The following is a 24,924-nucleotide window of genomic DNA, read 5'->3' as shown; positions in this document are numbered from 1 at the left end:
GATGTGGGCGGGGTTGGGAACGGTCCGGCTTTCCCGGGCGATCAGGGGATGGGTGAGGTAGGCGGTGTGGATGAGGTTTTCCGGCAGGCAGCGGGTGTCGTAGGCGCAGAGGTGCTCCGCCCTCGTGGAGTGGAGGACGAGGTTGAGAAGGGCTTCGAAGCGGGTCCACTCGCGCGCTTGGTCCTGGTCGAGCCCGTGCCAGGGGATCTCACTGAGCACGCGAGAAGGTCCCTGGGTGGCGTGGGCCTTGTCGTGGTAGACGGTCAGCGCCTGGGTGGGGGTGTGGTGCCACCGGGCGGGGGCGATCTCGACGGCGCGTGCGGCGGGGCCGCTCAGGTGGCGGCGCAGCAGGGCGGTGCTCTGCGGTGCCGTGGCCACGAACACGGGCTGGTCCGCCTCCACCCCGTCCTGGACGAAGGGCAGCGCAGCAGCCAGGAACTGTTCGTCGCTCTCGTACAGCAGTAGCCGGTGTGCGGCCGGTCGGTTTCCAGACGCATTGCCGACGGCACTCGGCAATTCAGCCACGGGGCGCCGCCTCCCTCGCCTGTGTGAGGGTCCGTCGCCCGTACCGGTTCCGGCTACGTGCCGCCTAGCGTTCCCCCGCGCGGCGCGCGGTCCGTGGTTCCCGGCCTTCATTCCTGGGCGGCACCTTCTGTGCGGTCCCGGTCACTTGTCCGCCTCCCCGCCGCGCTGCACTATTCCAGTGGGGCTGCCGCTCAGGCAGCAGCTTCCCGCAGTGCACAGTGCGACGTGCGCAGCGCCGGCCTCGTGCCGGTGCGCGGCGGTGAGGACGGCCGCCGCCCACGGTCCGGTGACGGCAGCCGTCCCGCCTGGGTGAGAAGCGGCCCGCTCCTCACGCAGACGTCCTCCACGGCAGCGGGGCGCTAGGGCACCCCTGGCTGGAGCGCCGGGAGGATGGGCTGGAGCCGCGTCGTCGGCGGTGCGGCTCCAGCCGGTCTCGCCGAACTGGCGCACTGCGGTTGAGCCGACTCCGGGGTCTGGAGAGCCAACGAAGAGAGACAAACACCAACGGCTCAGGGCACGTTGGACCATCCCTCTTTACGTCAGGCTAGAGCGCGCCGGGGGCTGATCGGAACAGTTCCCCGCAGGAGTATCGGCGGCGTTCCGGATTGTTCGGCACGCGCACGGGGGCGCATGTCCCGCTCGCCGTGGCGGTCAGTGGTCGGGCTGGCTGGGCCGCAAGTCCGGGAGGGTTTCGGCGCCGCTGACGAAGGCGGCGGCGAGTTCGGTCAGCCGCCGGTTGTTGGAGCGGGCGTAGCCGCGCAGCAGGACGAACGCCTCGTCCATGCCGATCCCGTAGCGCTCGGCGAGCTTTCCCTTGGCCTGCTCGATCACCACCCGGGTGCCCAGCGCGGTCTCCAACTGCCTGTTGACCAGGTCCCGGTCCTGCGCGGCGCGCTGCTGCAGCACGCTGATCGTGGCCACATCCGCCAGCGCCTGCGCGAGCTCGCTCACCTCGGGATCGTGGGGCCGGGCTGTGGTGTGGAAGAGGTTGAGGGCGCCGATGACCTGATGCCGCAGCCGCATCGGCAGGGCCTGCACCCCGGTGAAGCCCCGCTTGCGGGAGTCCTCCGCGAAGCGCGGCCAGCGCTCGGACTGCTGGGAGAGATCCGGAACCGTGACCGGCTTCCCGGTGCGATAGCAGGTCAGGCACGGGCCGCTGTCGTTCTGCAGTTGCAGCAGCTCGATCAGCCGCACGTCGTCGCTGGAGGAGGCCAGTACGCGCAGCACCCCCTCCCGGTCCGCCAGCAGCACCCCGGTGGCGGCAACCCCGAGGGTGCCCACGCAGCGGTCGGTGAGCAGCGTCAGGAAGTCGATCAGGTCGAAGTCGTTGACCAGACTGTCGGCCAGCTCCACGAAGGCCGGAGCAAGGCGCCGCTCATCCATTCTGCTCACCCTTGGTCATCAAGGATTCGGCCCGTACCGCACGTTCACGGCCGAGAACCGGCCCGCGCACACGGGTGTGTCCGCCCCGGAACAAGGCAGGGACGGAGGGCGGTCGGACGCTGGGAGCATGGCCGTCTCACTACTCCGCGATGTGGGCCTGGGGTGGTGGGGCGGGGCGTAGTCCGTGGTCGAGGATGTGGGTGGCGACGGTGGTCAGGCGCTGGCCGTGTGTGCGGGCGTGGTGGCGCATGGCGCCGTAGGCGTCGTCGAGGGAGAGGGTCAGGCGTTCGCTGAGGAAGCCCTGGGCCTGTTCGATGACGATGCGGCTGTGCAGGACGGCGTGGAGCTGGAGCCTGGGGGCCTGCTCGGCGGCCAGGGCGCGCTGGTGGACCAGGCCGATGGCTGCCTGGTCGGTCAGGGCCTGGGCCAGCGGCAGATCGGAGGGGGCGGGCGCCCCGATGCCGGTGTTCAACATCAGCATGCTGCCCAGGAGTTGGGTGCGCAGGCGCAGCGGGACGGCCGCGGTGTAGGTGTAGCCGTCCTCGCGGGCCTGGTGAAGGAAGGCCGGGTGGAGGACGTCCTCCTCGCCCAGCGCGCGCGGGGTCAGGGGCGTGGCGGTGCGGAAGCAGTCCGTGGCGGGGCTGCCGTCCACGGCGACGGTCATGAGCGCGCCGGTCCGCGCGGTGGGCGGGGTCCAGGCGCACGGGCGCAGGCCGTCGTCGGCGGGGCGGGCGAGGAAGAGGCCAGCGGCGGCAATGTCGAGGAGTTCGACGCACCGGTCGGTGAGGGTCTGGAAGAAGTCGACCAGGTCGAAGTCGCGGACCAGGGTGTCGGAGAGCAGGACGAAGGTGTCCGCCAGCCGCTGCTCGCGTGGAATGGTCATGTCTGCCCCCGTGGGGAGGAGCCGTCATCGGGGCCGCCGCGCGGAGGGGCGTCGGCGGTCAGGGTCAGCTCGCGGCGGACGACCGCGCGGGCGACCTCGGTGATGTCCAGGCCCAGCGCGAAGGCTTCCGCGCGCAGCCGGGACATCGCGGTGGCCAGCGGAACCTCCAGCCGGGCGGAGAGCATGCCGGTGGCCTGGTGCACCTCCGCCCGGTGCAGGTCCATGGTGCCGGGCCCATCCCCTGGGCTTCCTGAGCCGTCCGGGTGGGGCAGCCGCAGGCGCAGCACGAACTCCGTCAGCGCGTCGCAGAGCACCAGCGCCTCCTCGGTGTGCCCTTGGCCGAGCAGGCCCGCCTCGCTCCGGTAGCCGGTGAACACCCCCACCCGCAACGCCCCCCATCGCAGGGGGAAGGCGAAGACCGCACGCACCGGGAGCTTGCCGACCTCGGAGAGGAAGCCGCTCCAGCGCGCCTCCGCGGTCGCGCGCACGTCGGCCAGCAGGAACATCACGCCGCTGCGCGCCGCCTCGATTCCGGGCCCTTCCCCCAGGGTGAACTGCAGGTTCTCCAGCCGGGCGCTGGCCTCGTCGCTGAAGCACACCAGCTCCGGCCCGTCCACACTCACCGAGACCGCCACACCGTCCAGTCCGAGGGCATGGGCGACTTGGGCGGCCCACTGCGGTGCCAGGTCCCCCTCGTCGCTGTGCCGGAGCGTGTCGAGAAGCCCCCGAACGGTGTCACCGACCACCGCGCACCCCCTCCCCTGGGGTTCACCCTCCATCCTCCTCCCGCGCAAGAGGGCCATGCAATAAACGGCCAGAGGCGCTAACAGACCCCGGCACAACGGCTCCCGGCCACGATCGGTCGCCACCGGCTGGGCCAGTGCCCTGCCTCGGCGCGTACGCTCCGAGGGTGCGGCGCCCGCATGGCGGCCCAGCCGATGTTGATGCCAGCCACATGCCACTCGCCCAGCACGGGCGATCTGGTGCATAACGGGTATGCAGCCTCCGTATAAAGAGGCTCCAGCAGAGTTGCGGAGGTGAAGGCAGCGGTATGCCGGGCAGCACTCCGCCGTTGCGGCTGACCACCCTCATCGATGGCACCGAGTGTGCGGTGATGCGTCTGGCCGGGGAGCTGGATGTACGCAGCGAGCACCAATTCCTCGCCCAAGCCGGAGACATGGTCACCCGCGGGCACCGGTACCTGGTGCTGGATGTCACCGCACTGCGGTTCTGCGACTCGCGCGGCCTGAACTGCCTGCTGGCCCTGGAGTGGCTGTGCCGCCAATTCAGCGGTCAGCTCCTGCTGGCCTCCCCCGGCTCCCGGCTGCTGCACCTGCTGATGCTCGTCCAGGTACAGGAGATCTTCTCCTGCTACCCCACCGTCGGCCACGCGCTCAGCGCGGTCCCGCCCGCTCACCGTCCCGCCTGGCCTGCGGCGCCCCCGTGAGTTTCCCGCCGAGCAAAGGCCCGAGAGGGGATGGCGAGGATGGTGCGGACGGTCTTGTCGCCGTGTCGACGGCAGACGGTGTGCGGCCGACGGGCGAGAGCGTGGTCCAAGAGCATGCCGTGCCCGCCTCCGCGTTCGCTGTCGGGGGCGTGTTGGCGGAGACGATGCCGACTGGTGTCATCGATCTCCACGGTCACTCCGTACTCCCCGAAGGTCAGACGCAGTCGGCAGCAGTCATGGGCGTGGCAGACGGCGTTCGTGCCCAGTTCGGAGACTGCCAAGGTGGCGGCTTCCGCGCATTCGGCACCGGCAGCGCCGACGCCCTCCCTGGAGGAGTTCGACGGTGACCGGACCGGCAAGGCGGTGGTGCTTCTCGGCGGTGTGCTGGCGCACCTGCGCCGCCGCCTCCACCGCCAACGTGCCGTGACGTTCGGCCGGTTGGCGATGGCTGTCGGCGGACAGCTCGATGACGAAGTGATTGGGAACCAGGATGCGGGCTGTGCGGTAGTTCTCGCCGCAGACCGCCACAGCCTGGGCCGGTGAGGTCAGGAGCGTGACCGGCCAGTCGCTGAACAGATGGGCGGGAGCGTCGAGGGGGAGGATCTGGACCCTGACGGTTGGCAGTTCTCCCCGCGACAACAGAGCTTGAAGTTGATCGCGCATGACGTCGGGTGGGCAGAAGCGGCGTCGTAGCACCGACTCGCATAAGACCAAGCGCACGTCGGGTGGGGTCTCGTTGTCGAAGATTGCCTGCCGAGCCAGCCGGTTGGTGACGAACCTGGCCACCTCGTCATCGCCTGCGAGGGGAGAACCGCCCTCGACCAGGTAGCGGGCGTACTCCGCCGTCTGGAAGAGGCCGGGGACGATCGTCGGCGACCACTCCCTGATGATCACCGCCGAGCGCTCCAGCGCCATACGCCGCCGATGGAGCGACGGGAACGAGGACGCCACGGCCTCCTCATACAGCCGCTTGAACTTGCCGTCCGTGCCGAAGACTTGGTCCAGCCGGACGGGCAACGCCGGAGGGATCGGACCCTCGTACCGCTCTACCCGGGAAATCGTGCTCTTGGAAGTCCGCGTCATCCGACCCAGGTCGGTCTGTGTCAGCGGCTTGTCCGGGTACAGCTCGCGGGCGCTCTTGCACTCCTCTGCGAACCGACGGCGCGGGTCCTCCGCGTCCTCAGAGACGCTGCCGTCTCCCGCCTCCGCGCTCATATCTCCAGCTGACCACGCGCCTGGTCACGCGTCGTGACGTACCTGTTTTCACCTGGGTGCCCATGCCCAAAAGCGCTCGCCTGGACCGGAGTTGACGGCACGAGATGAACAGGTTCTGGCGTGGGAATTGCGCCGTCTCCGCCCCGATGCCTCGATAGCTCGCTCCGCGTACGCCGTCGGCGGCATCGGTCCGTACTCGCCCTTGAACTGCGCCATCCTGCGCGGTGTGAGGGCATGGCTGAGGCGGTTGGTGCCATGAGCATCGGAGAGCAAGTCCCCCCGGGCGTGGTTGCTCGGACCACTGAGCTGGAGCCTGTACCCGTCCCCGAGTGCGACGTATGCCAGGTCCTCGCCGCAGACCGCGAGGGCGCCCGCGTCAAGGGGCACCGGCTGACCGTTCGGAGCTGTAACGGCGTCATCGCAGGCCACCCGCACGGACGCGGCGGGTGCTCGCCTGATGACGCCACTCACTGAAGCGGAGACACCAGCGCAACGCCCCCTACTCAACTCCGAGGGAGGTTCTTGGCGGTGGGAGGAGAGAAGCCCGCTACGGCGGGTCCGAGGAAGCCGTCCGCACTCAAACGCCTCTGGTTCGCCGTCACGGCCTTCGCCGGGCCCGTCATGATCGTCTCCATTTCCGGTTCATGTGGTTCGTCATCGGCCAGGCGTTCCGCACCTGCTGCTGGACCGCCCCGCCCTCATGGACGAAGCCGACAACGGTTCCCCCTGGTACGGCACACCGATGAGGGCGGGGCCTCACCTGCCGGCCATGCCGGTAGTCCCGAAAGCCCCCGCCCGTCCGTGCCAGGCGGACAGCGACGGACGGGTGGGCCACTGAACCGCACCGGGAGCGCTGCGGGCGCCCCGGACCTCCTTCCTGGAGCCACCCAGCAGTCGCCGTGGCGAATACCACTGCTCGCCAGAAAAATCAGTCAGCGACGCTTTCAGGGGGGCTGCTGCACGATCGGGTGACATCTGAACTGGCTTGTCCTGTGGGGCGGGTGGGAAGGATGTCGTTGTGCCGAAGCCGTATCCGGAGGAGTTCCGCCAGGACGTCGTGCGGGTCGCGAGAAACCGCGATTCGGAGGTGACGTTGGAGCAGGCGGCCGCCGATTTCGGCGTGCATGTGATGACGCTGTCGAAGTGGATGCGCCGCGCGGACATCGACAGCGGGATGAAACCCGGTGTGACCAGCCAGGAGAATGCGGAACTGCGCGAGGCCCGCCGCAGGATCAAGCTGCTGGAGCAGGAGAATGAGGTCCTGCGCCGGGCCGCCGCCTATCTCTCGCAGGCACAACTGCCGGGAAAAGGATCTACCCGCTCGTGAAGGAGCTGGCCGCCGACGGAGTGCCCGTCGCGGTCGCGTGCCGGGTCCTCAAGCTCGCCCGCCAGTCCTACTGCCGCTGGCTCACATGCCCGGTCACCGACGCCGCGGCCGAAGCAGCACATCGCGCGAACGCGCTGTTCGACGCGCATGGTGAGGATCCGGAGTTCGGCTACCGTTTCCTGGCCGATATCACCGAACACCATACGGCAGAGGGGAAGGTGTATCTGTGCGCGATCAAGGACGCCTTCAGCAGGAGGATCGTCGGGTACTCCATCGATGAACGGATGAAATCCCGCCTGGCCGTGACCGCGCTGGACAACGCTGTGGCCCGGCGTGGCGATGTGGCCGGGTGCGTTCTGCACTCCGATCGCAGTTCGCAGTTCCGCTCGCGGGCATTCCGCCGGGCGCTGGAGCGGCACCGGATAGCCGGATCGATAGGGCGCGTTGGGGCGGCCGGCGACAACGCAGCCATGGAGTCCTTCTTCAGCCTCCTGCAGAAGAACGTCCTCGACCGCCGTTCATGGACCGGCCGACAGGAGCTGCGGACCGCGATCGTCACCTGGATCGAACGCACCTACCACCGACGCCGCCGACAGGCCGCTCTCGGACGTCTGACCCCCATCGAATACGAAACCGTCATGACCGCACCGGCACTTCAAGCCGCGTGACCGAACCTGTCACCCAAAGCTGCATCAGCCCCAGATGTGTCTCGTCATTCGAGAGTGGTGCGCGTGAAGCGGTACGCCCGGTGCGTCATCGGCTGCCTTAGGTGGGCACGTTCCAATAGATGGGGCACGCGGAGGGCGCGGAAGTCGAGGTGTCCCCACGCACAAAAAGAACTCCCAGACCCCTGGCCTGGGAGTTCGTATCTGAGCGGGCGACGGGAATCGAACCCGCGCTCTGAGCTTGGGAAGCTCATGTTCTACCATTAAACTACGCCCGCGCGGAGCCGGATGAGGCTCCGGCTCGACGTCGGACACTGTACCCCATCCGCGACCCCCGCCGCACAGGGCGAGGGGTCTTTTCGCTGTTGCGGCCGCTGGTCCGGGGAGTGGGAAGCGGCCTCGCGGGTGGGGAGTTGAGGCGTACGGTTGGCCGCGGAGTGCCGCTGGCGTCGGCGCCCGGTTCATCCCCTAATGTGGCCGTTCGTCGTCCACGTAACAGGGGAGAGGGAAGCGATGGAATCCACCGTCGTCCGGTGCGCCGAAGGGCACGTGTTCAGCACCTCGTCGTTCCCTATGCAGAACCTCGGCCGCGAGCGGATCGGCCCGGGCCGGCTGCTGCGGTGTCCGCGGTGCGCGCGCCTGCGGAACGCCGTGCCGGTGGGAGAAGAGCAGCAGCGTTGAGGCGTGCGCGCCCCGCCGCACAGGCCGCCGGGGCGCGCGGAGCGACGCGGGGCCGGTCCGATTGGGCCGGCCCCTTGTCGTACGCGTAGTCTCGGTCCGTGCTTCTCTCAGACAAGGACATCCGCGCCGAGATCGACACCGGGCGGGTGCGGATCGATCCGTACGACCCGGCGATGGTGCAGCCGTCCAGCATCGATGTCCGGCTGGACCGCTGGTTCCGGGTGTTCGAGAACCACCGCTATCCGCACATCGATCCGGCCGTCGAGCAGGCGGACCTGACGCGGATGATCGAGGTGGAGGGCGACGAGCCGTTCATCCTGCACCCCGGGGAGTTCGTCCTGGCCTCGACGTACGAGGTCGTGACGCTGCCCGAGGACGTGGCATCGCGGCTGGAGGGCAAGAGCTCGCTCGGGCGGCTCGGCCTGCTGACCCACTCCACCGCGGGCTTCATCGACCCCGGGTTCTCCGGGCACGTCACGCTGGAGCTCTCCAACGTGGCGACGCTGCCGATGAAGCTGTGGCCGGGGATGAAGATCGGCCAGCTGTGCATGTTCCGGCTGACCTCTCCCGCCGAGTTCCCCTACGGGGCGGCCGAGTGCGGGTCCCGGTATCAGGGGCAGCGCGGCCCCACCCCGTCGCGCTCGTTCCAGAACTTCCACCGCACGCAGGTCTGAGAAGGCCGCAGGTCCGAGAGGGCCGCACACACACCACGGGCGACAAGGCGACAAGGGCAACAACGTGACGGAAGAGCGCGAGAATCTCACGTACCCCCTCTTCGGGCAGGCCATCCGCGAGCTGGCGCAGACCGTCGCCGACGACGGTTACGAGCCGGACATCATCCTGTCCATCGCGCGCGGCGGCCTCTTCGTCGCCGGTGGCCTCGGCTACGCGCTGGACGTGAAGAACCTGCACGTGATGAACGTGGAGTTCTACACCGGCGTGGGCGAGACGCTGGACATGCCGGTGATGCTCCCGCCCGTGCCGAACGTGGTGGACCTGAGCCGCAAGAAGGTCCTGATCGCGGACGACGTCGCCGACACCGGCAAGACCCTCAAGCTGGTGCAGGACTTCTGCGCCGAGCACGTCGCCGACACCCGCAGCGCGGTGATCTACGAGAAGTCGCACTCGCTGGTGAAGTGCGAGTACGTGTGGAAGCGCACCGACCAGTGGATCAACTTCCCGTGGAGCGTGGAGCCCCCGGTGGTGCGGCGCGAGGGCCAGATCCTCGACGCGTGAGTGCTCGCCGCACGAGCATGAGCACGCGCCGCACGAGCCCGCGCCGCGTGCGTCCCCGACGCGTGATCGGGGGCGGCGCGGACTGATCCCGCGCCTCCTGGCCGCGCTTCGCGCCTCCTGTGCCCCTACGGGATGTGGCCTACGGGACGTCCCGTAGGGGGCCAAGTCCCCCGCGCCTGGCCCCCGTACGGGACATCCCTGCCCTTACAGCCCCTGCGGGTAGGCCCCGCCCGGGTCCGGCGGCAGGGGAGTGGCCGGGGCCGGGCGGGGGGTCTGGCGGCCGTGCTGGTGCCACTGCTGGACCAGCTCGGCGTAGATCGGCGCCTCGTGCCAGTGGGCCGAGGCCGGGTCGGCCTGGCCTGGGTCGTACGGCGGCTGTTGCTGGACACGCGCCCGTGGCCGTGTGCGTACGGCGTGCACGGTCGCAAGTGACAGCTCCCCGGCGCCCGTTGAGGTCTCCATGTCTGCCCCTGTGATGCGGAGTTCCGGTATCGGTCGGCCAGCGGCGGAACGTTACTGCCCCGCCTGACCCGCGGGACCGAGCACCGTTCCGCGCGGATCAACGACCGGTTCCCCGCGCGGATTTGCCCCGCAACACAATCGTTGCCGGGGGATGCCGGGAGCGGTGAATTGTGTGCTGATCGGCCCGATCGCCCCATGGGGCCGCGCCGCCCGGTCCGTACCGCCAAGGCCGGAAGTCGACGCACGTCGACCCAAGTGGCGCGAGAGGTCTTCCTTTTCTCGATACGGGCTAGTAATAACCGCCGGTAGCGGAATGCCTGCTGGAGGGAGACCCTCATGGCACGTGCAAGACCGGTACTGGCCGCGGCCGCGGCCCTGCTGACGGCGCTCGGCGGCGGCGCGCTCGCGTTCCCGCCCACGGCCCAGGCCCAAGCCCAGGCCCAGACCCAAGCTCAGACCCGGGCCGCCGCACCGTCCGCCCCCACCACGACCTCCGCCCCCGCGGCGGCGCCCAGCACCCCGCTGCCCCCCGAGCTGGAGAAGATCCGGGCCGCCGAGGCGCGGAAGCTGTACGGGGATCCGGCGGAGCGGCCCATGGAGCAGCGCAAGACGGCCCTGATCTCCTTAGGGGACAGCGAGATCTCGGGGGAGGGCGTCGGCACCTACGAGCCCGGAACCGATGGCCCTGACAACTGGTGCCACCGCTCCCCCGACGCCGCGGTGCACCGCACCGGGATCGGCGCGGACGTCACGTACAACGTGGCCTGCTCCGGGGCGAGTTCGGCGAACATCAGGATCGGCGGCAGCAAGCAGTACGCCGACGAGCTGGTGCAGAGCGACAATCTGGCGGTCAAGGCGCGGAACACCAGGCTGCGGCAGATCACGCTGATGGCCGGTGCCAACGACGACCTGCAGTTCGGGCCCGTGATGACGGACTGCGTGACCAGGTGGTTCACGCTTCAGGGGCGCTGCCGGCCGAAGTACGAGCCGGGGTGGCAGCAGCGGGTGGACGGCCTCGTGCCGAAGGTCGAGCAGGTGGTGGCCGACCTGCGGACGGTGATGCGGAACGCCGGGTACGCGGACGGGGACTACCAGCTCGTGGTGATGGGCTACCCGAGCCCGATCGGCCCGGACATCGAGGACAACCCGAACTTCCCGGGCAAGCTGCCCGGGGGCTGCACCGGGTACACCAGCGACTCCGCCTGGGGCCGCAACGCCGCCGTACCCGCCTTCGAGACCGGGATGCGCAAGGCGGCGAGCGAGGCCGGGGCCTCCTACCTGGACACTTCGCGGCTCTTCCACGGGCACGAGGTGTGCATGGAGAACCCCTGGGCCCGCGGGCTGCATGTGGACCTGACCAACCCCTTCCCGCCGGATGCCAACTCGGTGCGGCAGTCCTTCCACCCCAACGCGCGCGGGCACGCCGCCTTCGCGAGCTGCCTCACGAGCATGTACCTGGCGGGGAAGGACGGGGTGCGGGAGGCGTCCTGCGCCGATCCCGTAGGGGCAGGGAAGCCCGCGTTCCGCGTGGGCGCCTGGGACGACGCCTTCACGCCCCTGAGAAACGTCGGGACCGGGAGCTGTCTGGATGTACGGGGCTCCGGGACCCGTAAGGGGACCGCGGTCGGCGGCTGGGCGTGCGGCACCGGGCCGCAGGGCCGCCACCAGCGCAATCAGGGCTGGTGGCAGGCCGGGGGTTCGTCCGGCGGAGCCCTCTACACCGAGCTGACCCAGGACCGCTGCCTGGACGTCCCGGGCGCCGACTACCGCGCCGGTGTGCGGCCGGTGCTCTGGGACTGCACGGGCGCGGACAACCAGCACTTCGTGCGGGAGAGCAGCACCCTGCGGCCCAGGGCGGCGCGCGGCCTGTGTCTCACGCTGACCGGCGCGCAGGAGCCGCTGAGGCTGGAGCAGTGCGACGGCTCCGACAAGCAGCGCTTCACGTAGGGAGACCGGGAGACAGACGGCAGTGGGCCCCGCCGGGATGGTCCGGCGGGGCCCACGTAAGGCCAGTCCCTCAAGAGGCAGGGATCAGAGCGTGCCCAGCTTGATCAGCGCGAGCAGCGCGGCGAGCTGCACGGCGGAGGCGCCCAGCGCCTTCGGCCACGGCAGGTCGTGCGAGCGGCTGACCATCGAGGTGAAGAGGAAGCCGGCGAACACCCAGGTCACCCAGCCCAGCACCTGCACCAGTGGCGCCGTGCCGCCCAGGAACCACGCGAAGACCAGCCGCGGCGCGTCCGTCATCGACATGATCAGCATGGACAGTCCGACGGTCGGCTGCCAGGCGCCGTCGCCGCCGAACTGGCGGGCCAGCGTGTGGGTCACCGCGCCCATGATCAACCCGGCGACGACCACCGCGATCCCGGTGGTCAGCACGTACGGGATGGCGCTCGACAGGGTGGCGTTGAAGACCTCCTGGCGGGCCTCGGCGAGGCCGAAGACGGCCAGCAGCCCGTAGACGAAGGTGACGATCAGCGCCGGGCCCCACACCGGGTAGTCCCGCATCTGCCAGAAGGTCGCGTGCGGCCGCAGCACGATCCCGCTGAGCAGCTGCTTCCAGTGCAGCCGCGGCCCGGAGGGCGGCGGGGGGTTCCCCGGGCCGCCGGGCCCGTAGGTGCTGCCCTGCCCGTAGCCGTCGTCGGGGTAGCCCTGGCCCTGACCCTGGGTCGGCCCGTACGGGTCGGGGACGCTGAACGCCTGGGTGTGACCAGGGGTGTTGGCGGCATACGTGTTGTGGGAGCCGCCCTGCGGCGCGCCGTGCCCGCGCGGGTCGCCCAGGTACTCGGGCTCACCGTGCCGCGCGCCGCCCGCGCCGCCGGCCTGCGGCCACTGCGCCCTGGGTGCGGACTGCGGGGGCGGCGGAGCCTGCGGGGGCCGGCCGGGCTGCTGCCCGCGCGGTGTCCCCGGCGCCTGCTGCGGGGGCGGGGGGTACTGCCTCTGCTGCTGCGCGTTCCGGTTGTCCCGGCCGCGTCCGATCCTGAAACCAGCCACGTATCCGAACGTACCTCTTTCGCGGGGGTGCACAGCGGGACAGCGGCCAACGGTCGGTGCATTGTGGCCGATCCGGTACAACCCCTAGGGGAGATCCCGGAGAAACCCCCAGATGGCAGGCCCCTTCCCTCCCCTCAGGGGGCCGGTGGCCCCTAGGGGAACGGCGAGAACTAGGGGACCGGTGAGACCTGCCGTGCCCCGTCGTACCCCGGCAGCCACATCGCCAGGGTGACGACCGAGCCGTGGCCGTTGGCGCACTCCACGGTGAGCCGGTCGGTGACCAGCCGGGCCAGCCACAGGCCCCGGCCGCTCGGCGCCCCGTCCACACCGGGCGCCAGCTTGGGGATCACGTCCTCGGAGAAGCCGGGCCCCGAGTCCTCCACCCGGCACTCCAGCTCGGGCCCGACCTGCCGCAGCAGCAGCCTGCCGTGCCCGCCGGCGTGCTCCACGGCGTTCGTGGCCACCGCGTCGACGGCCACGATGAACTCGCCGCGGCGCGGTTCGCCGAGGCCGGCCCAGGCCGCGCACTCCTCGACCTGGATGCGGACCCGCGGCAGGTCGCGGGAGGTGAAGTGAAGTCTGCACAGGCGCTCATTGCTCAGCATCCGCCGACCTCCTCGACGGTAAGGGTGAGCGTGCGGATGGAGTCGGAGCCCAGTCTGCGGAGCGTACTGGCCTGGAACGGCGTGCAGTTCACGGTCACGCCCGTCCCCGCCTCGGCGGAGATGCGTAAGAGGTCGGCAGCGCAGCCCACGCCCAGGAAGTGCAGCGCGGTGAGGTCCACGGTGAGCGACTGCCGTGCGCCGGCCTTCAGCGCGGTGCGCACCGCGTGCCCGAAGTCCTCGCCGGTCGAGACGTCCGCCTCGCCGATCAGCCGCAGCGCGGGCGCGCCCTGCCGCGTACCGCTCACGCTGCGCAGCGAGCCGACCGTGTCCAGCAGGGTGCGCGGGTGGGCGCGCAGCATGCGCTCCAGCACGTCGTCGCTGAACCAGCGCTCGTCGTACGCGCACACCTCGCTGTACCTGCGGTCCTCGAAGAGGTGGTCGGCCGAGCACTCGCGCCACATCACGTCCGCCACATCGGTGCCGAGGTCGGCGACCCAGGCCATGTCGATGTACGCGCGGGTGGCCGGGTATCCCTCGCCGAGGGCCAGGTCGGCCTCCTCGATGAGCCGCTGCCACTGCCGCTCGGCGGTGAAGTCCCGGTCCGGGTGGATCAGCGCCCGCATGCTGCTGAGCACCAACTGGCCGTTCTCCCAGGCGCGTACGAGCGCCGGGGTGCGGGCCTCCAGGCGGCCGAGCATGTGCTGGCCGGTCACCTCGGGCGGCAGGAACACCAGGACCTTCTCGCCCTCGATCAGGCCCTGCCGCACGAACGCGCTGATCACGTCCCACTGCCCCGGCTCGGTGTCGTATGCCGCGAAGGCATGGTCGCCAGGCCGTATCCGCTGTACGGGGATAGAGCGGTCCCCGTACTGCTCCCCGTGTTCCGCCGCGCCGTCCGACACCGGGTGTCGCCTCCTCTGCCGCTGATCAGGAGGCTAGAGCGGTTGGGCGCCGAACGGTATCCCCCATGGCGGGTTGGTCCTAGTGGGCCGACAACTGACCGAATACGAACGGAGCCTGCCGTTCCCCGGCAGACTCCGTTCGTACGCTGCGGCGGACAACCCGCCGTGCTATGCGGTTACTTGGCCGGTTCGGGCTCCGGCTCCTCCTCCGAGGCGGGCTCGTCGGAGGGGTCGGCCGGCGTCTTGACCGAGTCCAGCAGGAGCTGGGCGACGTCGACGACCTGGAGCTCTTCCTTGGCCTTCCCGTCGTTCTTCTTGCCGTTGACCGAGTCGGTGAGCATCACCAGGCAGAACGGGCAGGCGGTGGAGACGATGTCCGGGTTGATGGACAGGGCCTCGTCCACGCGCTCGTTGTTGATGCGCTTGCCGATGCGCTCTTCCATCCACATCCGGGCGCCGCCGGCGCCGCAGCAGAAGCCGCGCTCCTTGTGCCGGTGCATCTCCTCGTTGCGCAGGCCCGGGACCTTGCCGATGATCTCGCGCGGGGGCGTGTAGACCTTGTTGTGGCGGCCCAGGTAGCACGGGTCGTGGTAGGTGATCAGCCCGTCGACCGGGGTGACCGGCACCAGCTTGCCCTCGTCGATGAGGTGCTGGAGCAGCTGGGTGTGGTGGATGACCTCGTAGTGGCCGCCGAGCTGCGGGTACTCGTTGGCGAGGGTGTTGAAGCAGTGCGGGCAGGTCGCCACGATCTTCTTCGTGGCCGCCGGCTTCTTGGTCTCCGGGTCCTCGTCGTCCTCGCCGAACGCGGCGTTGAGGGTGGAGACGTTCTCCTCGCCGAGCTGCTGGAAGAGGAACTCGTTGCCCAGGCGGCGTGCCGAGTCGCCGGTGCACTTCTCGTCGCCGCCCATGATCGCGAAGTTGACGCCCGCGATGTTGAGCAGCTCCGCGAAGGCCTTGGTGGTCTTCTTCGCGCGGTCCTCCAGGGCGCCGGCGCAGCCGACCCAGTAGAGGTACTCGACCTCGGTCAGGTCCTCGACCGTCTTGCCGACGATCGGCACCTCGAAGTCGACCTCCTTGGTCCACTCCAGGCGCTGCTTCTTGGCGAGGCCCCAGGGGTTGCCCTTCTTCTCCAGGTTCTTGAGCATCGTGCCCGCCTCGGACGGGAACGCGGACTCGATCATCACCTGGTAGCGGCGCATGTCGACGATGTGGTCGATGTGCTCGATGTCGACCGGGCACTGCTCGACGCAGGCGCCGCAGCTCGTGCAGGACCACAGCACGTCCGGGTCGATGACGCCGTTCTCCTCGGCGGTGCCGATGAGCGGGCGCTCGGCCTCGTCCAGCGCGGACTGCGGGACGTTCTTGAGCTGCTCCTCTGTGGCCTTCTCCTCGCCCTCCATGGTCTTGCCGCCGCCGGCCAGCAGGTACGGGGCCTTGGCGTGCGCGTGATCGCGCAGCGACATGATCAGCAGCTTCGGGGAGAGCGGCTTGCCGGTGTTCCAGGCGGGGCACTGCGACTGGCAGCGGCCGCACTCGGTGCAGGTGGAGAAGTCGAGGATGCCCTTCCAGGAGAAGTCCTCGACCTGCGAGGCGCCGAACCTGACCTCTTCCTCGTTGTCGTCGTCCAGCGCGGTCTCGAAGTCGATCTCCTTGCCGCCCGAGACCATCGGCTTCAGCTCACCGAGGGCGGTGCCGCCCTTGGGGTCGCGCTTGAACCAGATGTTGGGGAAGGCCAGGAAGCGGTGCCACGCGACGCCCATGTTGGTGTTCACGGACACCGTGATCATCCAGATCATGGTGACGCTCAGCTTCACCATCGCCCAGAAGTACACGAGCGTCTGAAGGGTGCTCATGTCCAGCCCGTGGAAGGCCGCGACCAGCGGGTACGAGATGAAGTACGCGGGGTCGTAGCCGTCCACGTGGTGCAGCGCGCCCTCGAGGCCGCGGAGCATCAGGATCGCCAGGCCGATGATGAAGATGACGTACTCGACGAAGTACGCCTGCCAGGCCTTCGAGCCGGCGAACCGGGACTTGCGGCCCGCCCGCGAGGGCAGGTTCAGCAGCCGGATCACCATCAGCACCGCGATGCCGACGGTGGTCGCGAAGCCGATGAACTCGATGTAGAGCTCGTACGGCAGCCAGCCGCCGATGATGGGCAGCGTCCAGTCGGCCTGGAAGAGCTGCCCGTACGCGTTGATGATCGTGGGCGGCAGGGTGAGGAAGCCGATCGCCACGAACCAGTGCGCGACGCCCACCACGCCCCACCGGTTCATCCGGGTGTGGCCGAGGAACTCCTTGATGAGGGTCGCGGTGCGTTGCTTCGGACTGTCGGTGCGCGTCCCTGCGGGGATCGGCTGGCCGAGCTTCACGAAGCGGTAGATCTGCGCGACGGCTCGTGCCAAGAGCGCAACGCCGACCGCGGTGAGCACCAGCGTGACGACGATCGCGGCGAGTTGCATGGGGGCTCCTCGGACCTGCGGGGCAGCGTGCTCGGGCGTTCGCCTGCCCGAGCCTGCTCTTACTAAGCAGTAACTTATCCAGTCCGTACGAGATTACCCATTGTTCGCCGCGCGCTGTAGCCGCCCCGGCGGTGATTTGCGTCGCTGAGGGCACCCTGAGTGATCGCCCGCGTACGCCCGTACCGCAGCCGCCATCACGGCAGTCTTAAGCCTCTCACCTGCGAAAACGAAAAACTCCCGCATGAGAGTTGAGTCCAGGTGACTAAGGTCCTTTGACGCACCGCGATCCGTGGTGCACTCTTGAGTCAGCTTCACTCAAGACATTGGCTGGAGGAACACGAAATGGCACGTGCGGTCGGCATCGACCTGGGTACGACGAACTCCGTCGTCAGTGTGCTCGAAGGCGGTGAGCCCACCGTCATCGCGAACGCGGAGGGTGCCAGGACCACGCCGTCCGTTGTCGCCTTCGCGAAGAACGGCGAGGTCCTGACCGGTGAGGTCGCCAAGCGTCAGGCGGTCACCAACGTGGACCGGACCGTCCGGTCGGTCAAGCGCCACATGGGCACCGACTGGAAGATCGACCTGGACGGCAAGGACTTCAACCCGCAGCAGATGAGCGCCTTCATCCTGCAGAAGCTCAAGCGGGATGCCGAGGCCTACCTGGGCGACAAGGTCACCGACGCCGTCGTGACCGTCCCGGCGTACTTCAACGACGCGGAGCGGCAGGCCACCAAGGAGGCCGGCGAGATCGCGGGCCTCAACGTCCTGCGCATCGTCAACGAGCCCACCGCCGCGGCACTCGCCTACGGCCTGGAGAAGGAAGACCAGACGATCCTGGTCTTCGACCTCGGCGGCGGCACCTTCGACGTCTCGCTGCTGGAGATCGGCGACGGTGTCGTCGAGGTGAAGGCCACCAACGGCGACAACCACCTCGGTGGTGACGACTGGGACCAGCGCATCGTCGACCACCTGGTCAAGCAGTTCCAGAACAGCAACGGCGTGGACCTGTCCAAGGACAAGATGGCCCTCCAGCGCCTCCGCGAGGCCGCTGAGAAGGCGAAGATCGAGCTGTCCTCGTCCTCCGAGACCTCGATCAACCTGCCCTACATCACGGCGTCCGCCGAGGGCCCGCTGCACATGGACGAGAAGCTGACGCGCGCTCAGTTCCAGCAGCTCACCCAGGACCTGCTGGAGCGGTGCAAGACGCCGTTCCACAACGTCATCAAGGACGCGGGCATCGAGCTCTCCGGCATCGACCACGTGGTCCTCGTCGGCGGTTCGACCCGCATGCCGGCCGTCGCCGACATGGTCAAGGAGCTGACCGGCGGCAAGGAGGCCAACAAGGGCGTCAACCCGGACGAGGTCGTCGCCATCGGCGCCTCGCTCCAGGCCGGTGTCCTCAAGGGCGAGGTCAAGGACGTCCTCCTGCTGGACGTCACCCCGCTGTCCCTCGGCATCGAGACCAAGGGCGGCATCATGACCAAGCTCATCGAGCGCAACACCACGATCCCGACGAAGCGTTCGGAGACCTTCACCACGGCCGAGGACAACCAGCCCTCGGTGCAGATCCAGGTCTTCCAGGGCGAGCGCGAGATCGCGGCGTACAACAAGAAGCTCGGCATGTTCGAGCTCACCGGCCTGCCGCCGGCTCCGCGCAACGTTCCGCAGATCGAGGTCACCTTCGACATCGACGCGAACGGCATCATGCACGTGTCCGCCAAGGACCTGGGCACGGGCAAGGAGCAGAAGATGCAGGTCACCGGCGGGTCCAGCCTGCCGAAGGAAGACATCGAGCGCATGATGCGCGAGGCCGAGCAGTACGCGGAGGAGGACCACAAGCGCCGCGAGGCCGCCGAGACGCGGAACCAGGCGGAGCAGCTGGTCTACACGACCGAGAAGTTCCTCGAGGACAACGCCGACAAGGTGGACGCCGAGGTCAAGACCGAGGTCGAGACCTCCGTCAACGACCTCAAGGAGAAGCTCAAGGGCGAGGACACCGCGGCGATCCGCGAGGCCAGCGAGAAGGTCGCGGCCACCAGCCAGAAGCTGGGCCAGGCCATGTACGCCGACGCGCAGGCCGCGCAGGGCGGTGCCGAGGGCGCCGAGGGTGCCGAGGGCGCTTCCCAGGCGGGTGCCGCCGGTGCCGGTGACGCCAAGTCCGGCCAGGACGACGACGTCGTCGACGCCGAGATCGTGGACGACGACCAGCAGAAGCCGAAGGACGGTGCCGCGTGACGGAGGAGACCCCGGGCTTCGACAAGAAGTCCGATGTCCCCGCCGACGCCGCCGCACAGCCCGAGGACGCTGCGGCGCAGGCCGCCGGGTCCGCCCCCGCCGACGAGGCGGCGGGCGGCCCGGCGGCCCCGGCCGGGGACCTGAGCGCAGAAAACGAGCACGACATGCAGGACGCCCAGGACGCCTCGCTGGTGGCCCAGCTGGACCAGGCCCGCAGCGAGCTGCACGAGCGCACACAGGATGTCCAGCGGCTCCAGGCGGAGTTCGCGAACTACCGGCGCAGGGTCGAGCGGGACCGCGCCTCGGTCAAGGAGACCGCGGTCGCCAATCTGCTCACCGACCTGCTCCCGGTGCTCGACGACATCGGCAGGGCCCGTGACCACGGCGAACTCGTCGGCGGCTTCAAGTCGGTGGCGGAGTCGCTGGAGATGGTCGCGGCCAAGATGGGCCTGATGCAGTTCGGCAAGGAGGGCGAGCCCTTCGACCCGACCGTGCACGAGGCGCTGATGCACTCGTATTCGCCCGAGGTCACGGAGACCACGTGCGTGCAGATCCTTCAGCCCGGGTACCGGATCGGCGAGCGTACGATCCGCCCCGCGCGGGTCGGCGTGGCCGAGCCGCAGCCGGGTTCCGCGGGCGCGGGAGACGGGGAGCCGGCCGGTGACGAGGAGAACGGTGGCCCGGACGAGGGCTGAGAGGCGTTCGGCGGGTACGACAGGTAATAACAGCCAGCGGGAGGAGGGACGTCGGGGATGAGTACCAAGGACTTCATCGAGAAGGACTACTACAAGGTCCTCGGCGTCCCCAAGGACGCCACCGAAGCCGAGATCAAGAAGGCGTACCGCAAGCTCGCCAGGGAGAACCACCCGGACGCCAACCGCGGTGACCCCAAGGCGGAGGAGCGCTTCAAGGACGCCTCCGAGGCGTACGACGTCCTCGGCGACCCCAAGCGGCGCAAGGAGTACGACGAGGCGCGCTCGCTGTTCGGCAACGGCGGCTTCCGGCCCGGCGGGGCCGGCGGCCAGCCGGGCGGCGGCAGCTTCAACTTCGACCTCGGCGACCTGTTCGGCGGCGGCCAGCCCGGCGGCACCGCGGGCGGCCCGGGAGCGCCGGGCGGCTTCGGCGGGCTCGGCGACGTCTTCGGCGGCCTCTTCAACAGGGGCGGCGCGGGCGGGCGTACGCAGCCCAGGCGGGGCCAGGACGTCGAGTCCGAGGTGACGCTGAGCTTCACCGAGGCGGTGGACGGCGCGACCGTTCCGCTGCGGATGTCCTCCTCGGCCGCGTGCAAGGCGTGTTCGGGCACCGGCGACCAGAACGGCACGCCCCGCGTGTGCCCGACCTGCGTCGGCACCGGACAGGTCTCGCGCGGCACGGGCGGCGGCTTCTCGCTGACCGATCCGTGCCGCGACTGCAAGGGCCGCGGCCTCATCGCCGAGACCCCCTGCGAGACCTGCAAGGGCTCGGGCAGGGCGACCAGTTCGCGCACCATGCAGGTGCGCATCCCCGCCGGGGTGTCCGACGGGCAGCGCATCCGGCTGCGCGCGAAGGGGGCTCCGGGCGAACGCGGCGGTCCCAACGGCGACTTGTACGTGGTGGTGCACGTGGACGAGCACCCGGTGTTCGGGCGCAAGGGCGACAACCTCACGGTGACCGTCCCCGTGACCTTCCCCGAGGCCGCGCTGGGCGGTGAGATAAAGGTCCCCACCCTGGGCGGCCCGCCGGTCAAGCTCAAGCTGCCGCCGGGCACGCCGAGCGGCCGCACCATGCGGGCGCGCGGCAAGGGGGCCTACCGCAAGGACGGCACCCGGGGTGATCTGCTGGTCACCATCGAGGTGTCGGTGCCGAAGGATCTGACCGACAAGGCGAAGGACACCCTGGAGTCCTACCGCGACGCGATGGCGGGCGAGGAGGACCCGAGGGCGGCGCTGTTCAAGGCCGCGAAGGGAGACTGACGGTGGATGGCCGGAGCGGACGCAGGCGCAATCCCTACGAGCTGACCGAGGAGACGCCGGTCTACGTCATCTCGGTGGCCGCACAGCTCTCGGGTCTGCACCCGCAGACCCTGCGCCAGTACGACCGTCTCGGGCTGGTCTCGCCCGACCGCACGGCCGGGCGGGGCCGCCGCTACTCCGCGCGGGACATCGAACTCCTGCGGGAGGTCCAGCGGCTGAGCCAGGACGAGGGCATCAACCTGGCCGGCATCAAGCGCATCATCGAGCTGGAGAACCAGGTGACCGCCCTGCAGTCCCGGGTCGCCGAGCTCCAGCAGGCGGTGGAGGGCGCGGCGGCCGCCATGCAGCAGCGCGAGGCGCAGGTGCACGCCTCCTACCGGCGCGACCTCGTGCCGTACGAGGACGTGCAGCAGTCCAGCGCGCTCGTGGTGTGGCGCCCCAAGAAGCGCCGCGACTGAGAGCTTCCGTGCCCATGACCCCGACCCCCTCCGTACGGCGTACGGAGGGGGTTTCGTGCTCTGCGGCCGCTCACCCGGGGTGCTGTCACATGGTGCGGCCGGTCACTTGAGGCCGCGGCTCATGGTGCGGCTGACCGCGATGTGCAGGAGCACCCGCTCCGGGTTGGGCCGCGGCGGGCGGCCGTACCGCTCCTCGTAGCGGCGCTCGGCGTCGGCGATGTCCTCGGGCGCGGTGCGGACCGTGGCGGTGCCCTCCAGGGTGGCCCAGCGGCGGCCGTCCACCTGGCACAGGGCCACGCGCATGCCGTCAGCTCCGGCGGCGGCGACGTTGCGGGCCTTCTTGCTGGTGCGGCTGGCGACGACGCGCGCGGTGCCGGTGCCGGGTTCGTACGTGACGCTCACGGGCACCACGTGCGGGGTGCCGTCGGGGCGGTGCGTGGTGAGCGTCGCGTAGTGGCGCTCCCGCCAGAACTCCAGGAAGGCGTCGGTGTGCTGGGGCGCGGAATGCGTGGTCGTCATGGGAACGAATCTAGTTCCCCGAAGGTTGAGTGGAATAGACTCAACTTGCTGGATGCTGAGGTAAGCAGAGAACGCCTTTCGTGGCAGGCAGCAGGACAACGACATAGGAGGAGAGCACGACAGTGGACGCCGAGCTGACCAACAAGAGCCGGGACGCGATCAGCGCGGCCAACGACCGCGCCGTCGGGGACGGTCACCCCGACATCACCCCGGCCCACCTCCTGCTCGCCCTGCTGGAGGGCGAGGACAACGAGAACATCCAGGATCTGATCGCCGCGGCCGGCGCCGACCAGGCCGCGCTGCGCTCGGGCACCGAGAAGCTGCTCGCCGGGCTGCCCCGGGTGCAGGGCTCGACCGTGGGCAAGCCGCAGCCCGACCGCGAGCTGCTGGCCGTGATCGCGGACGCCTCGCAGCGGGCCAAGGAGCTGGGCGACGCGTATGTCTCCACCGAGCACCTGCTGATCGGCGTGGCAGCGAAGGGCGGCCAGGCCGGGAAGCTGCTGTCGGACCAGGGCGCCGACGACAAGAAGCTGCTGTCGTCCTTCCAGGAGTCGCGCGGCGGCAAGCGCGTGACCAACCCCGACCCCGAGGGCACGTACAAGGCGCTGGAGAAGTTCGGCACCGACCTCACCGCCGCGGCCCGCGAGGGCGGGCTCGACCCGGTGATCGGCCGTGACCAGGAGATCCGCCGCGTGGTGCAGGTCCTCTCGCGTCGTACGAAGAACAACCCTGTGCTGATCGGCGAGCCCGGCGTCGGCAAGACGGCCGTCGTGGAGGGGCTCGCGCAGCGGATCGTGAAGGGCGACGTGCCCGAGTCGCTGCGCGACAAGACGCTGGTGGCGCTGGACCTGGGCGCGATGGTGGCCGGCGCGAAGTACCGCGGCGAGTTCGAGGAGCGCCTCAAGACCGTCCTCTCCGAGATCAAGGAGAGCGACGGGCAGGTCATCACCTTCATCGACGAGCTGCACACGGTGGTCGGCGCGGGCGCGGGCGGCGAGTCCGCGATGGACGCGGGCAACATGCTCAAGCCGATGCTGGCCCGCGGCGAGCTGCGGATGGTCGGCGCGACGACGCTGGACGAGTACCGCGAGCGGATCGAGAAGGACGCCGCGCTGGAGCGCCGCTTCCAGCAGGTGCTGGTCGCCGAGCCCACGGTGGAGGACTCCATCGCGATCCTTCGCGGTCTGAAGAGCCGGTACGAGGCGCACCACAAGGTGCAGATCGCGGACGGCGCGCTGGTGGCGGCCGCGGCGCTCTCGGATCGGTACATCACCTCGCGCTTCCTCCCCGACAAGGCCATCGACCTGGTGGACGAGGCCGCCTCCCGCCTCCGTATGGAGATCGACTCCTCGCCGGTCGAGATCGACGAACTCCAGCGCTCCGTCGACCGCTTGAAGATGGAGGAGCTGGCGCTGGAGAACGAGACCGACCCGGGCTCCGTCGAGCGCCTGGAGCGGCTGCGCCGCGAGCTGGCCGACCGCGAGGAGGAGCTGCGCGGGCTCACCGCGCGCTGGGAGAAGGAGAAGCAGGGGCTCAACAGGGTCGGCGAGCTCAAGGAGAAGCTCGACGAGCTGCGCGGCCAGGCCGAACGCTCCCAGCGCGACGGCGACTTCGCGGCCGCCTCGCAGCTTCTGTACGGGGAGATCCCGGCGCTGGAGCGTGAGCTGGAGGAGGCGTCGGCCGCCGAGGAGGAGGCCGCGTCCCAGTCCGGCGAGGACAAGGACACCATGGTCAAGGAGGAGGTCGGCGCGGACGACATCGCCGACGTGGTCGCCTCCTGGACCGGCATCCCGGCCGGGCGGCTGCTGGAGGGCGAGACCCAGAAGCTGCTGCGCATGGAGGACGAGCTGGGCAAGCGGCTGATCGGTCAGTCGGAGGCCGTGCGCGCGGTCTCGGACGCGGTGCGGCGCACGCGGGCCGGGATCGCCGACCCGGACCGGCCCACGGGATCGTTCCTCTTCCTCGGCCCGACCGGTGTCGGCAAGACCGAACTCGCCAAGTCCCTCGCCGACTTCCTCTTCGACGACGAGCGGGCGATGGTCCGCATCGACATGAGCGAGTACGGCGAGAAGCACTCGGTGGCACGGCTGGTCGGCGCGCCTCCCGGGTACGTCGGGTACGAGGAGGGCGGCCAGCTCACCGAGGCGGTGCGGCGGCGCCCGTACAGCGTGGTGCTGCTGGACGAGGTGGAGAAGGCGCACCACGACGTCTTCGACATCCTGCTGCAGGTGCTGGACGACGGGCGGCTCACCGACGGGCAGGGGCGGACGGTCGACTTCCGCAACACGATCCTGATCCTCACCTCCAACCTGGGCAGCCAGCATCTGATGGACCCGCTGGAGAAGGAGTCGGAGAAGAAGGAGAACGTGCTGGCGGCTGTGCGCGCTTCCTTCCGGCCCGAGTTCCTGAACCGGCTCGATGATCTGGTGGTGTTCTCCGCGCTGACCGGGCCCGAGCTGGAGCGGATCGCGCAGCTGCAGATCGACAGCCTGCAGCGGCGGCTGGCCGAGCGGCGGCTGTCGTTGGAGGTCACGCCGGCGGCGCTGGAGTGGCTGGCGCGGGAGGGCAACGACCCGGCGTACGGGGCGCGTCCTCTTCGCCGCCTCGTCCAGACGGCGATCGGCGATCAGCTCGCGCGCGAGATCCTCGCAGGCGAGGTCAAGGACGGCGACACGGTCCGCGTCGACTCCGTCGAGGGGTGGGACGGGCTGATGGTCGGCGCGTCGACGCCTTCGCCGTAACCCCTCTCCCGCCGCGGCGGCGGGTGACCACAGCGGCAGCGGTCGGCGGTCTGAGCGCAGCGTGCGCTCGGGCCGCCGGCCCCGTTGGGTGCGGGGTGGCGCGGGTGCGGGGGGGGGGGGGGGGGGGGGGTGGGGTCCGCGGTGGCCACCCGTACCCCCCCCCGGAACCCTTGCCCACAGCACGGGGGTGGGGTGGCGGAGGGGGAAGCCCCCAGCGGGCCGCCGCGCATACGGGGGA

At 70.0% G+C, this 24,924-nt stretch carries 20 protein-coding genes, 1 tRNA gene and 2 pseudogenes; 10 read left to right on the top strand and 13 right to left on the bottom strand.

Annotation, left to right across the window (positions count from 1 at the left end):
• Nucleotides 1-105: 105 nt before the first annotated feature.
• The 4 genes and pseudogenes from ABEE00_RS35835 to ABEE00_RS17860 all read right to left on the bottom strand — a co-directional run.
• Nucleotides 106-636, bottom strand: a pseudogene (locus ABEE00_RS35835) (MEDS domain-containing protein); the annotation flags it as partial.
• 540 nt (nucleotides 637-1,176) lie between these two features.
• Nucleotides 1,177-1,908: a GAF and ANTAR domain-containing protein gene (locus ABEE00_RS17870; protein WP_345746527.1), complete on the bottom strand. Its 732-nt coding sequence runs from the start codon at nucleotides 1,906-1,908 to the stop codon at nucleotides 1,177-1,179.
• 139 nt (nucleotides 1,909-2,047) lie between these two features.
• The gene (locus ABEE00_RS17865) at nucleotides 2,048-2,791 is read right to left on the bottom strand and encodes a GAF and ANTAR domain-containing protein (RefSeq protein ID WP_345746526.1); all 744 of its coding nucleotides are present in this window, start codon (nucleotides 2,789-2,791) and stop codon (nucleotides 2,048-2,050) included.
• The gene (locus ABEE00_RS17860; protein WP_345746525.1) at nucleotides 2,788-3,537 is read right to left on the bottom strand and encodes an ANTAR domain-containing protein; all 750 of its coding nucleotides are present in this window, start codon (nucleotides 3,535-3,537) and stop codon (nucleotides 2,788-2,790) included. Before ABEE00_RS17860 ends, ABEE00_RS17865 begins: the two co-directional genes overlap by 4 nt.
• Nucleotides 3,538-3,842: 305 nt before the next feature.
• On the opposite strand from ABEE00_RS17860, the gene ABEE00_RS17855 reads away from it, so the two are divergent.
• The gene (locus ABEE00_RS17855) at nucleotides 3,843-4,238 is read left to right on the top strand and encodes an STAS domain-containing protein (RefSeq protein WP_345746524.1); all 396 of its coding nucleotides are present in this window, start codon (nucleotides 3,843-3,845) and stop codon (nucleotides 4,236-4,238) included.
• Here the strand turns inward: ABEE00_RS17855 and ABEE00_RS35830 are convergent.
• Together ABEE00_RS35830 and ABEE00_RS17850 are read right to left on the bottom strand one after the other, a co-directional pair.
• Nucleotides 4,205-4,519: an ATP-binding protein gene (locus tag ABEE00_RS35830; RefSeq protein ID WP_451918607.1), complete on the bottom strand. Its 315-nt coding sequence runs from the start codon at nucleotides 4,517-4,519 to the stop codon at nucleotides 4,205-4,207. The two genes, ABEE00_RS17855 and ABEE00_RS35830, sit on opposite strands and share 34 nt — an antisense overlap.
• Complete coding sequence (locus ABEE00_RS17850) at nucleotides 4,473-5,453, bottom strand: Scr1 family TA system antitoxin-like transcriptional regulator (protein WP_345746523.1); 981 nt, start codon at nucleotides 5,451-5,453, stop codon at nucleotides 4,473-4,475. Before ABEE00_RS17850 ends, ABEE00_RS35830 begins: the two co-directional genes overlap by 47 nt.
• Nucleotides 5,454-6,471: 1,018 nt before the next feature.
• Between ABEE00_RS17850 and ABEE00_RS17845 the strand changes: the two are divergent.
• Nucleotides 6,472-7,448 (top strand): annotated as a pseudogene (locus tag ABEE00_RS17845) (IS3 family transposase).
• 204 nt (nucleotides 7,449-7,652) lie between these two features.
• Here ABEE00_RS17845 and ABEE00_RS17840 read toward each other — a convergent pair.
• Nucleotides 7,653-7,723 (bottom strand) — tRNA-Gly (locus ABEE00_RS17840).
• A 501-nt stretch (nucleotides 7,724-8,224) separates the two neighbouring features.
• Between ABEE00_RS17840 and dcd the strand changes: the two genes are divergently transcribed.
• On the top strand, nucleotides 8,225-8,800 hold the full coding sequence (gene dcd / locus ABEE00_RS17835; RefSeq protein WP_345746522.1) for a dCTP deaminase: 576 nt from the start codon (nucleotides 8,225-8,227) through the stop codon (nucleotides 8,798-8,800).
• Nucleotides 8,801-8,864: 64 nt separating this feature from the next.
• Entirely contained in the window at nucleotides 8,865-9,362 is a 498-nt protein-coding gene (locus ABEE00_RS17830; RefSeq protein WP_345746521.1) for a phosphoribosyltransferase, read from the top strand.
• Nucleotides 9,363-9,566: 204 nt separating this feature from the next.
• On the opposite strand, the gene ABEE00_RS17825 is transcribed toward ABEE00_RS17830, so the two are convergent.
• Nucleotides 9,567-9,824: a hypothetical protein gene (locus ABEE00_RS17825; protein WP_345746520.1), complete on the bottom strand. Its 258-nt coding sequence runs from the start codon at nucleotides 9,822-9,824 to the stop codon at nucleotides 9,567-9,569.
• Nucleotides 9,825-10,160: 336 nt separating this feature from the next.
• Between ABEE00_RS17825 and ABEE00_RS17820 the strand changes: the two genes are divergently transcribed.
• On the top strand, nucleotides 10,161-11,771 hold the full coding sequence (locus ABEE00_RS17820; RefSeq protein WP_345746519.1) for a ricin-type beta-trefoil lectin domain protein: 1,611 nt from the start codon (nucleotides 10,161-10,163) through the stop codon (nucleotides 11,769-11,771).
• 84 nt (nucleotides 11,772-11,855) lie between these two features.
• Here the strand turns inward: ABEE00_RS17820 and ABEE00_RS17815 are convergent, their stop codons facing one another.
• The 4 genes from ABEE00_RS17815 to ABEE00_RS17800 form a co-directional block, all read right to left on the bottom strand.
• Nucleotides 11,856-12,815 carry a Yip1 family protein gene (locus ABEE00_RS17815; protein WP_345746518.1) on the bottom strand — a complete coding sequence of 320 codons (960 nt, stop codon included), beginning with the start codon at nucleotides 12,813-12,815 and terminating at the stop codon, nucleotides 11,856-11,858.
• A gap of 170 nt (nucleotides 12,816-12,985) precedes the next feature.
• The gene (locus ABEE00_RS17810) at nucleotides 12,986-13,420 is read right to left on the bottom strand and encodes an ATP-binding protein (RefSeq protein ID WP_345746517.1); all 435 of its coding nucleotides are present in this window, start codon (nucleotides 13,418-13,420) and stop codon (nucleotides 12,986-12,988) included.
• On the bottom strand, nucleotides 13,414-14,322 hold the full coding sequence (locus ABEE00_RS17805; protein ID WP_345746516.1) for an MEDS domain-containing protein: 909 nt from the start codon (nucleotides 14,320-14,322) through the stop codon (nucleotides 13,414-13,416). Before ABEE00_RS17805 ends, ABEE00_RS17810 begins: the two co-directional genes overlap by 7 nt.
• Nucleotides 14,323-14,498: 176 nt before the next feature.
• Nucleotides 14,499-16,781 (bottom strand): (Fe-S)-binding protein, encoded by a 2,283-nt coding sequence (locus ABEE00_RS17800; protein WP_345746515.1) that lies wholly within the window; start codon nucleotides 16,779-16,781, stop codon nucleotides 14,499-14,501.
• Between the two features lie 342 nt (nucleotides 16,782-17,123).
• Between ABEE00_RS17800 and dnaK the strand changes: the two genes are divergently transcribed.
• The 4 genes from dnaK to ABEE00_RS17780 are packed head-to-tail and all read left to right on the top strand — an operon-like array spanning nucleotide 17,124 to nucleotide 21,426.
• Nucleotides 17,124-19,016 (top strand): molecular chaperone DnaK, encoded by a 1,893-nt coding sequence (gene dnaK, locus ABEE00_RS17795; protein ID WP_345746514.1) that lies wholly within the window; start codon nucleotides 17,124-17,126, stop codon nucleotides 19,014-19,016.
• Nucleotides 19,013-19,711 carry a nucleotide exchange factor GrpE gene (grpE, locus tag ABEE00_RS17790; protein ID WP_345746513.1) on the top strand — a complete coding sequence of 233 codons (699 nt, stop codon included), beginning with the start codon at nucleotides 19,013-19,015 and terminating at the stop codon, nucleotides 19,709-19,711. The genes dnaK and grpE overlap by 4 nt, the downstream gene beginning before the upstream one ends.
• 57 nt (nucleotides 19,712-19,768) lie before the next feature.
• On the top strand, nucleotides 19,769-20,968 hold the full coding sequence (gene dnaJ, locus ABEE00_RS17785; RefSeq protein ID WP_345746512.1) for a molecular chaperone DnaJ: 1,200 nt from the start codon (nucleotides 19,769-19,771) through the stop codon (nucleotides 20,966-20,968).
• 2 nt (nucleotides 20,969-20,970) lie between these two features.
• Complete coding sequence (locus ABEE00_RS17780; RefSeq protein WP_345746511.1) at nucleotides 20,971-21,426, top strand: heat shock protein transcriptional repressor HspR; 456 nt, start codon at nucleotides 20,971-20,973, stop codon at nucleotides 21,424-21,426.
• A 102-nt stretch (nucleotides 21,427-21,528) separates the two neighbouring features.
• Here the strand turns inward: ABEE00_RS17780 and ABEE00_RS17775 are convergent, their stop codons facing one another.
• Entirely contained in the window at nucleotides 21,529-21,945 is a 417-nt protein-coding gene (locus tag ABEE00_RS17775; protein ID WP_345746510.1) for a pyridoxamine 5'-phosphate oxidase family protein, read from the bottom strand.
• 122 nt (nucleotides 21,946-22,067) lie between these two features.
• On the opposite strand from ABEE00_RS17775, the gene clpB reads away from it, so the two are divergent.
• Nucleotides 22,068-24,686 (top strand): ATP-dependent chaperone ClpB, encoded by a 2,619-nt coding sequence (gene clpB, locus ABEE00_RS17770; protein ID WP_345746509.1) that lies wholly within the window; start codon nucleotides 22,068-22,070, stop codon nucleotides 24,684-24,686.
• The last annotated feature ends 238 nt before the right edge of the window (nucleotides 24,687-24,924 follow it).

Origin of the sequence: Streptomyces odontomachicola, from assembly GCF_039605595.1 — a bacterium.
Classification (GTDB): domain Bacteria; phylum Actinomycetota; class Actinomycetes; order Streptomycetales; family Streptomycetaceae; genus Streptomyces.
The sequence above is the reverse complement of the archived record's forward strand: the minus strand, read 5'-3'. Positions and strand labels throughout refer to the sequence as shown.

Bases quoted from the DNA above. Each gene is read 5' to 3' on its own strand.
- ABEE00_RS17855 (WP_345746524.1), top strand. From the start codon at position 3,843: ATGCCGGGCAGCACTCCGCCGTTGCGGCTGACCACCCTCATCGATGGC.
- ABEE00_RS17810 (WP_345746517.1), bottom strand. From the start codon at position 13,420: ATGCTGAGCAATGAGCGCCTGTGCAGACTTCACTTCACCTCCCGCGAC.
- ABEE00_RS17820 (WP_345746519.1), top strand. From the start codon at position 10,161: ATGGCACGTGCAAGACCGGTACTGGCCGCGGCCGCGGCCCTGCTGACG.
- ABEE00_RS17850 (WP_345746523.1), bottom strand. From the start codon at position 5,453: ATGAGCGCGGAGGCGGGAGACGGCAGCGTCTCTGAGGACGCGGAGGAC.
- ABEE00_RS17775 (WP_345746510.1), bottom strand. From the start codon at position 21,945: ATGACGACCACGCATTCCGCGCCCCAGCACACCGACGCCTTCCTGGAG.
- dnaJ (WP_345746512.1), top strand. From the start codon at position 19,769: ATGAGTACCAAGGACTTCATCGAGAAGGACTACTACAAGGTCCTCGGC.
- ABEE00_RS17865 (WP_345746526.1), bottom strand. From the start codon at position 2,791: ATGACCATTCCACGCGAGCAGCGGCTGGCGGACACCTTCGTCCTGCTC.
- ABEE00_RS17825 (WP_345746520.1), bottom strand. From the start codon at position 9,824: ATGGAGACCTCAACGGGCGCCGGGGAGCTGTCACTTGCGACCGTGCAC.
- ABEE00_RS17800 (WP_345746515.1), bottom strand. From the start codon at position 16,781: ATGCAACTCGCCGCGATCGTCGTCACGCTGGTGCTCACCGCGGTCGGC.
- dnaK (WP_345746514.1), top strand. From the start codon at position 17,124: ATGGCACGTGCGGTCGGCATCGACCTGGGTACGACGAACTCCGTCGTC.
- ABEE00_RS17870 (WP_345746527.1), bottom strand. From the start codon at position 1,908: ATGGATGAGCGGCGCCTTGCTCCGGCCTTCGTGGAGCTGGCCGACAGT.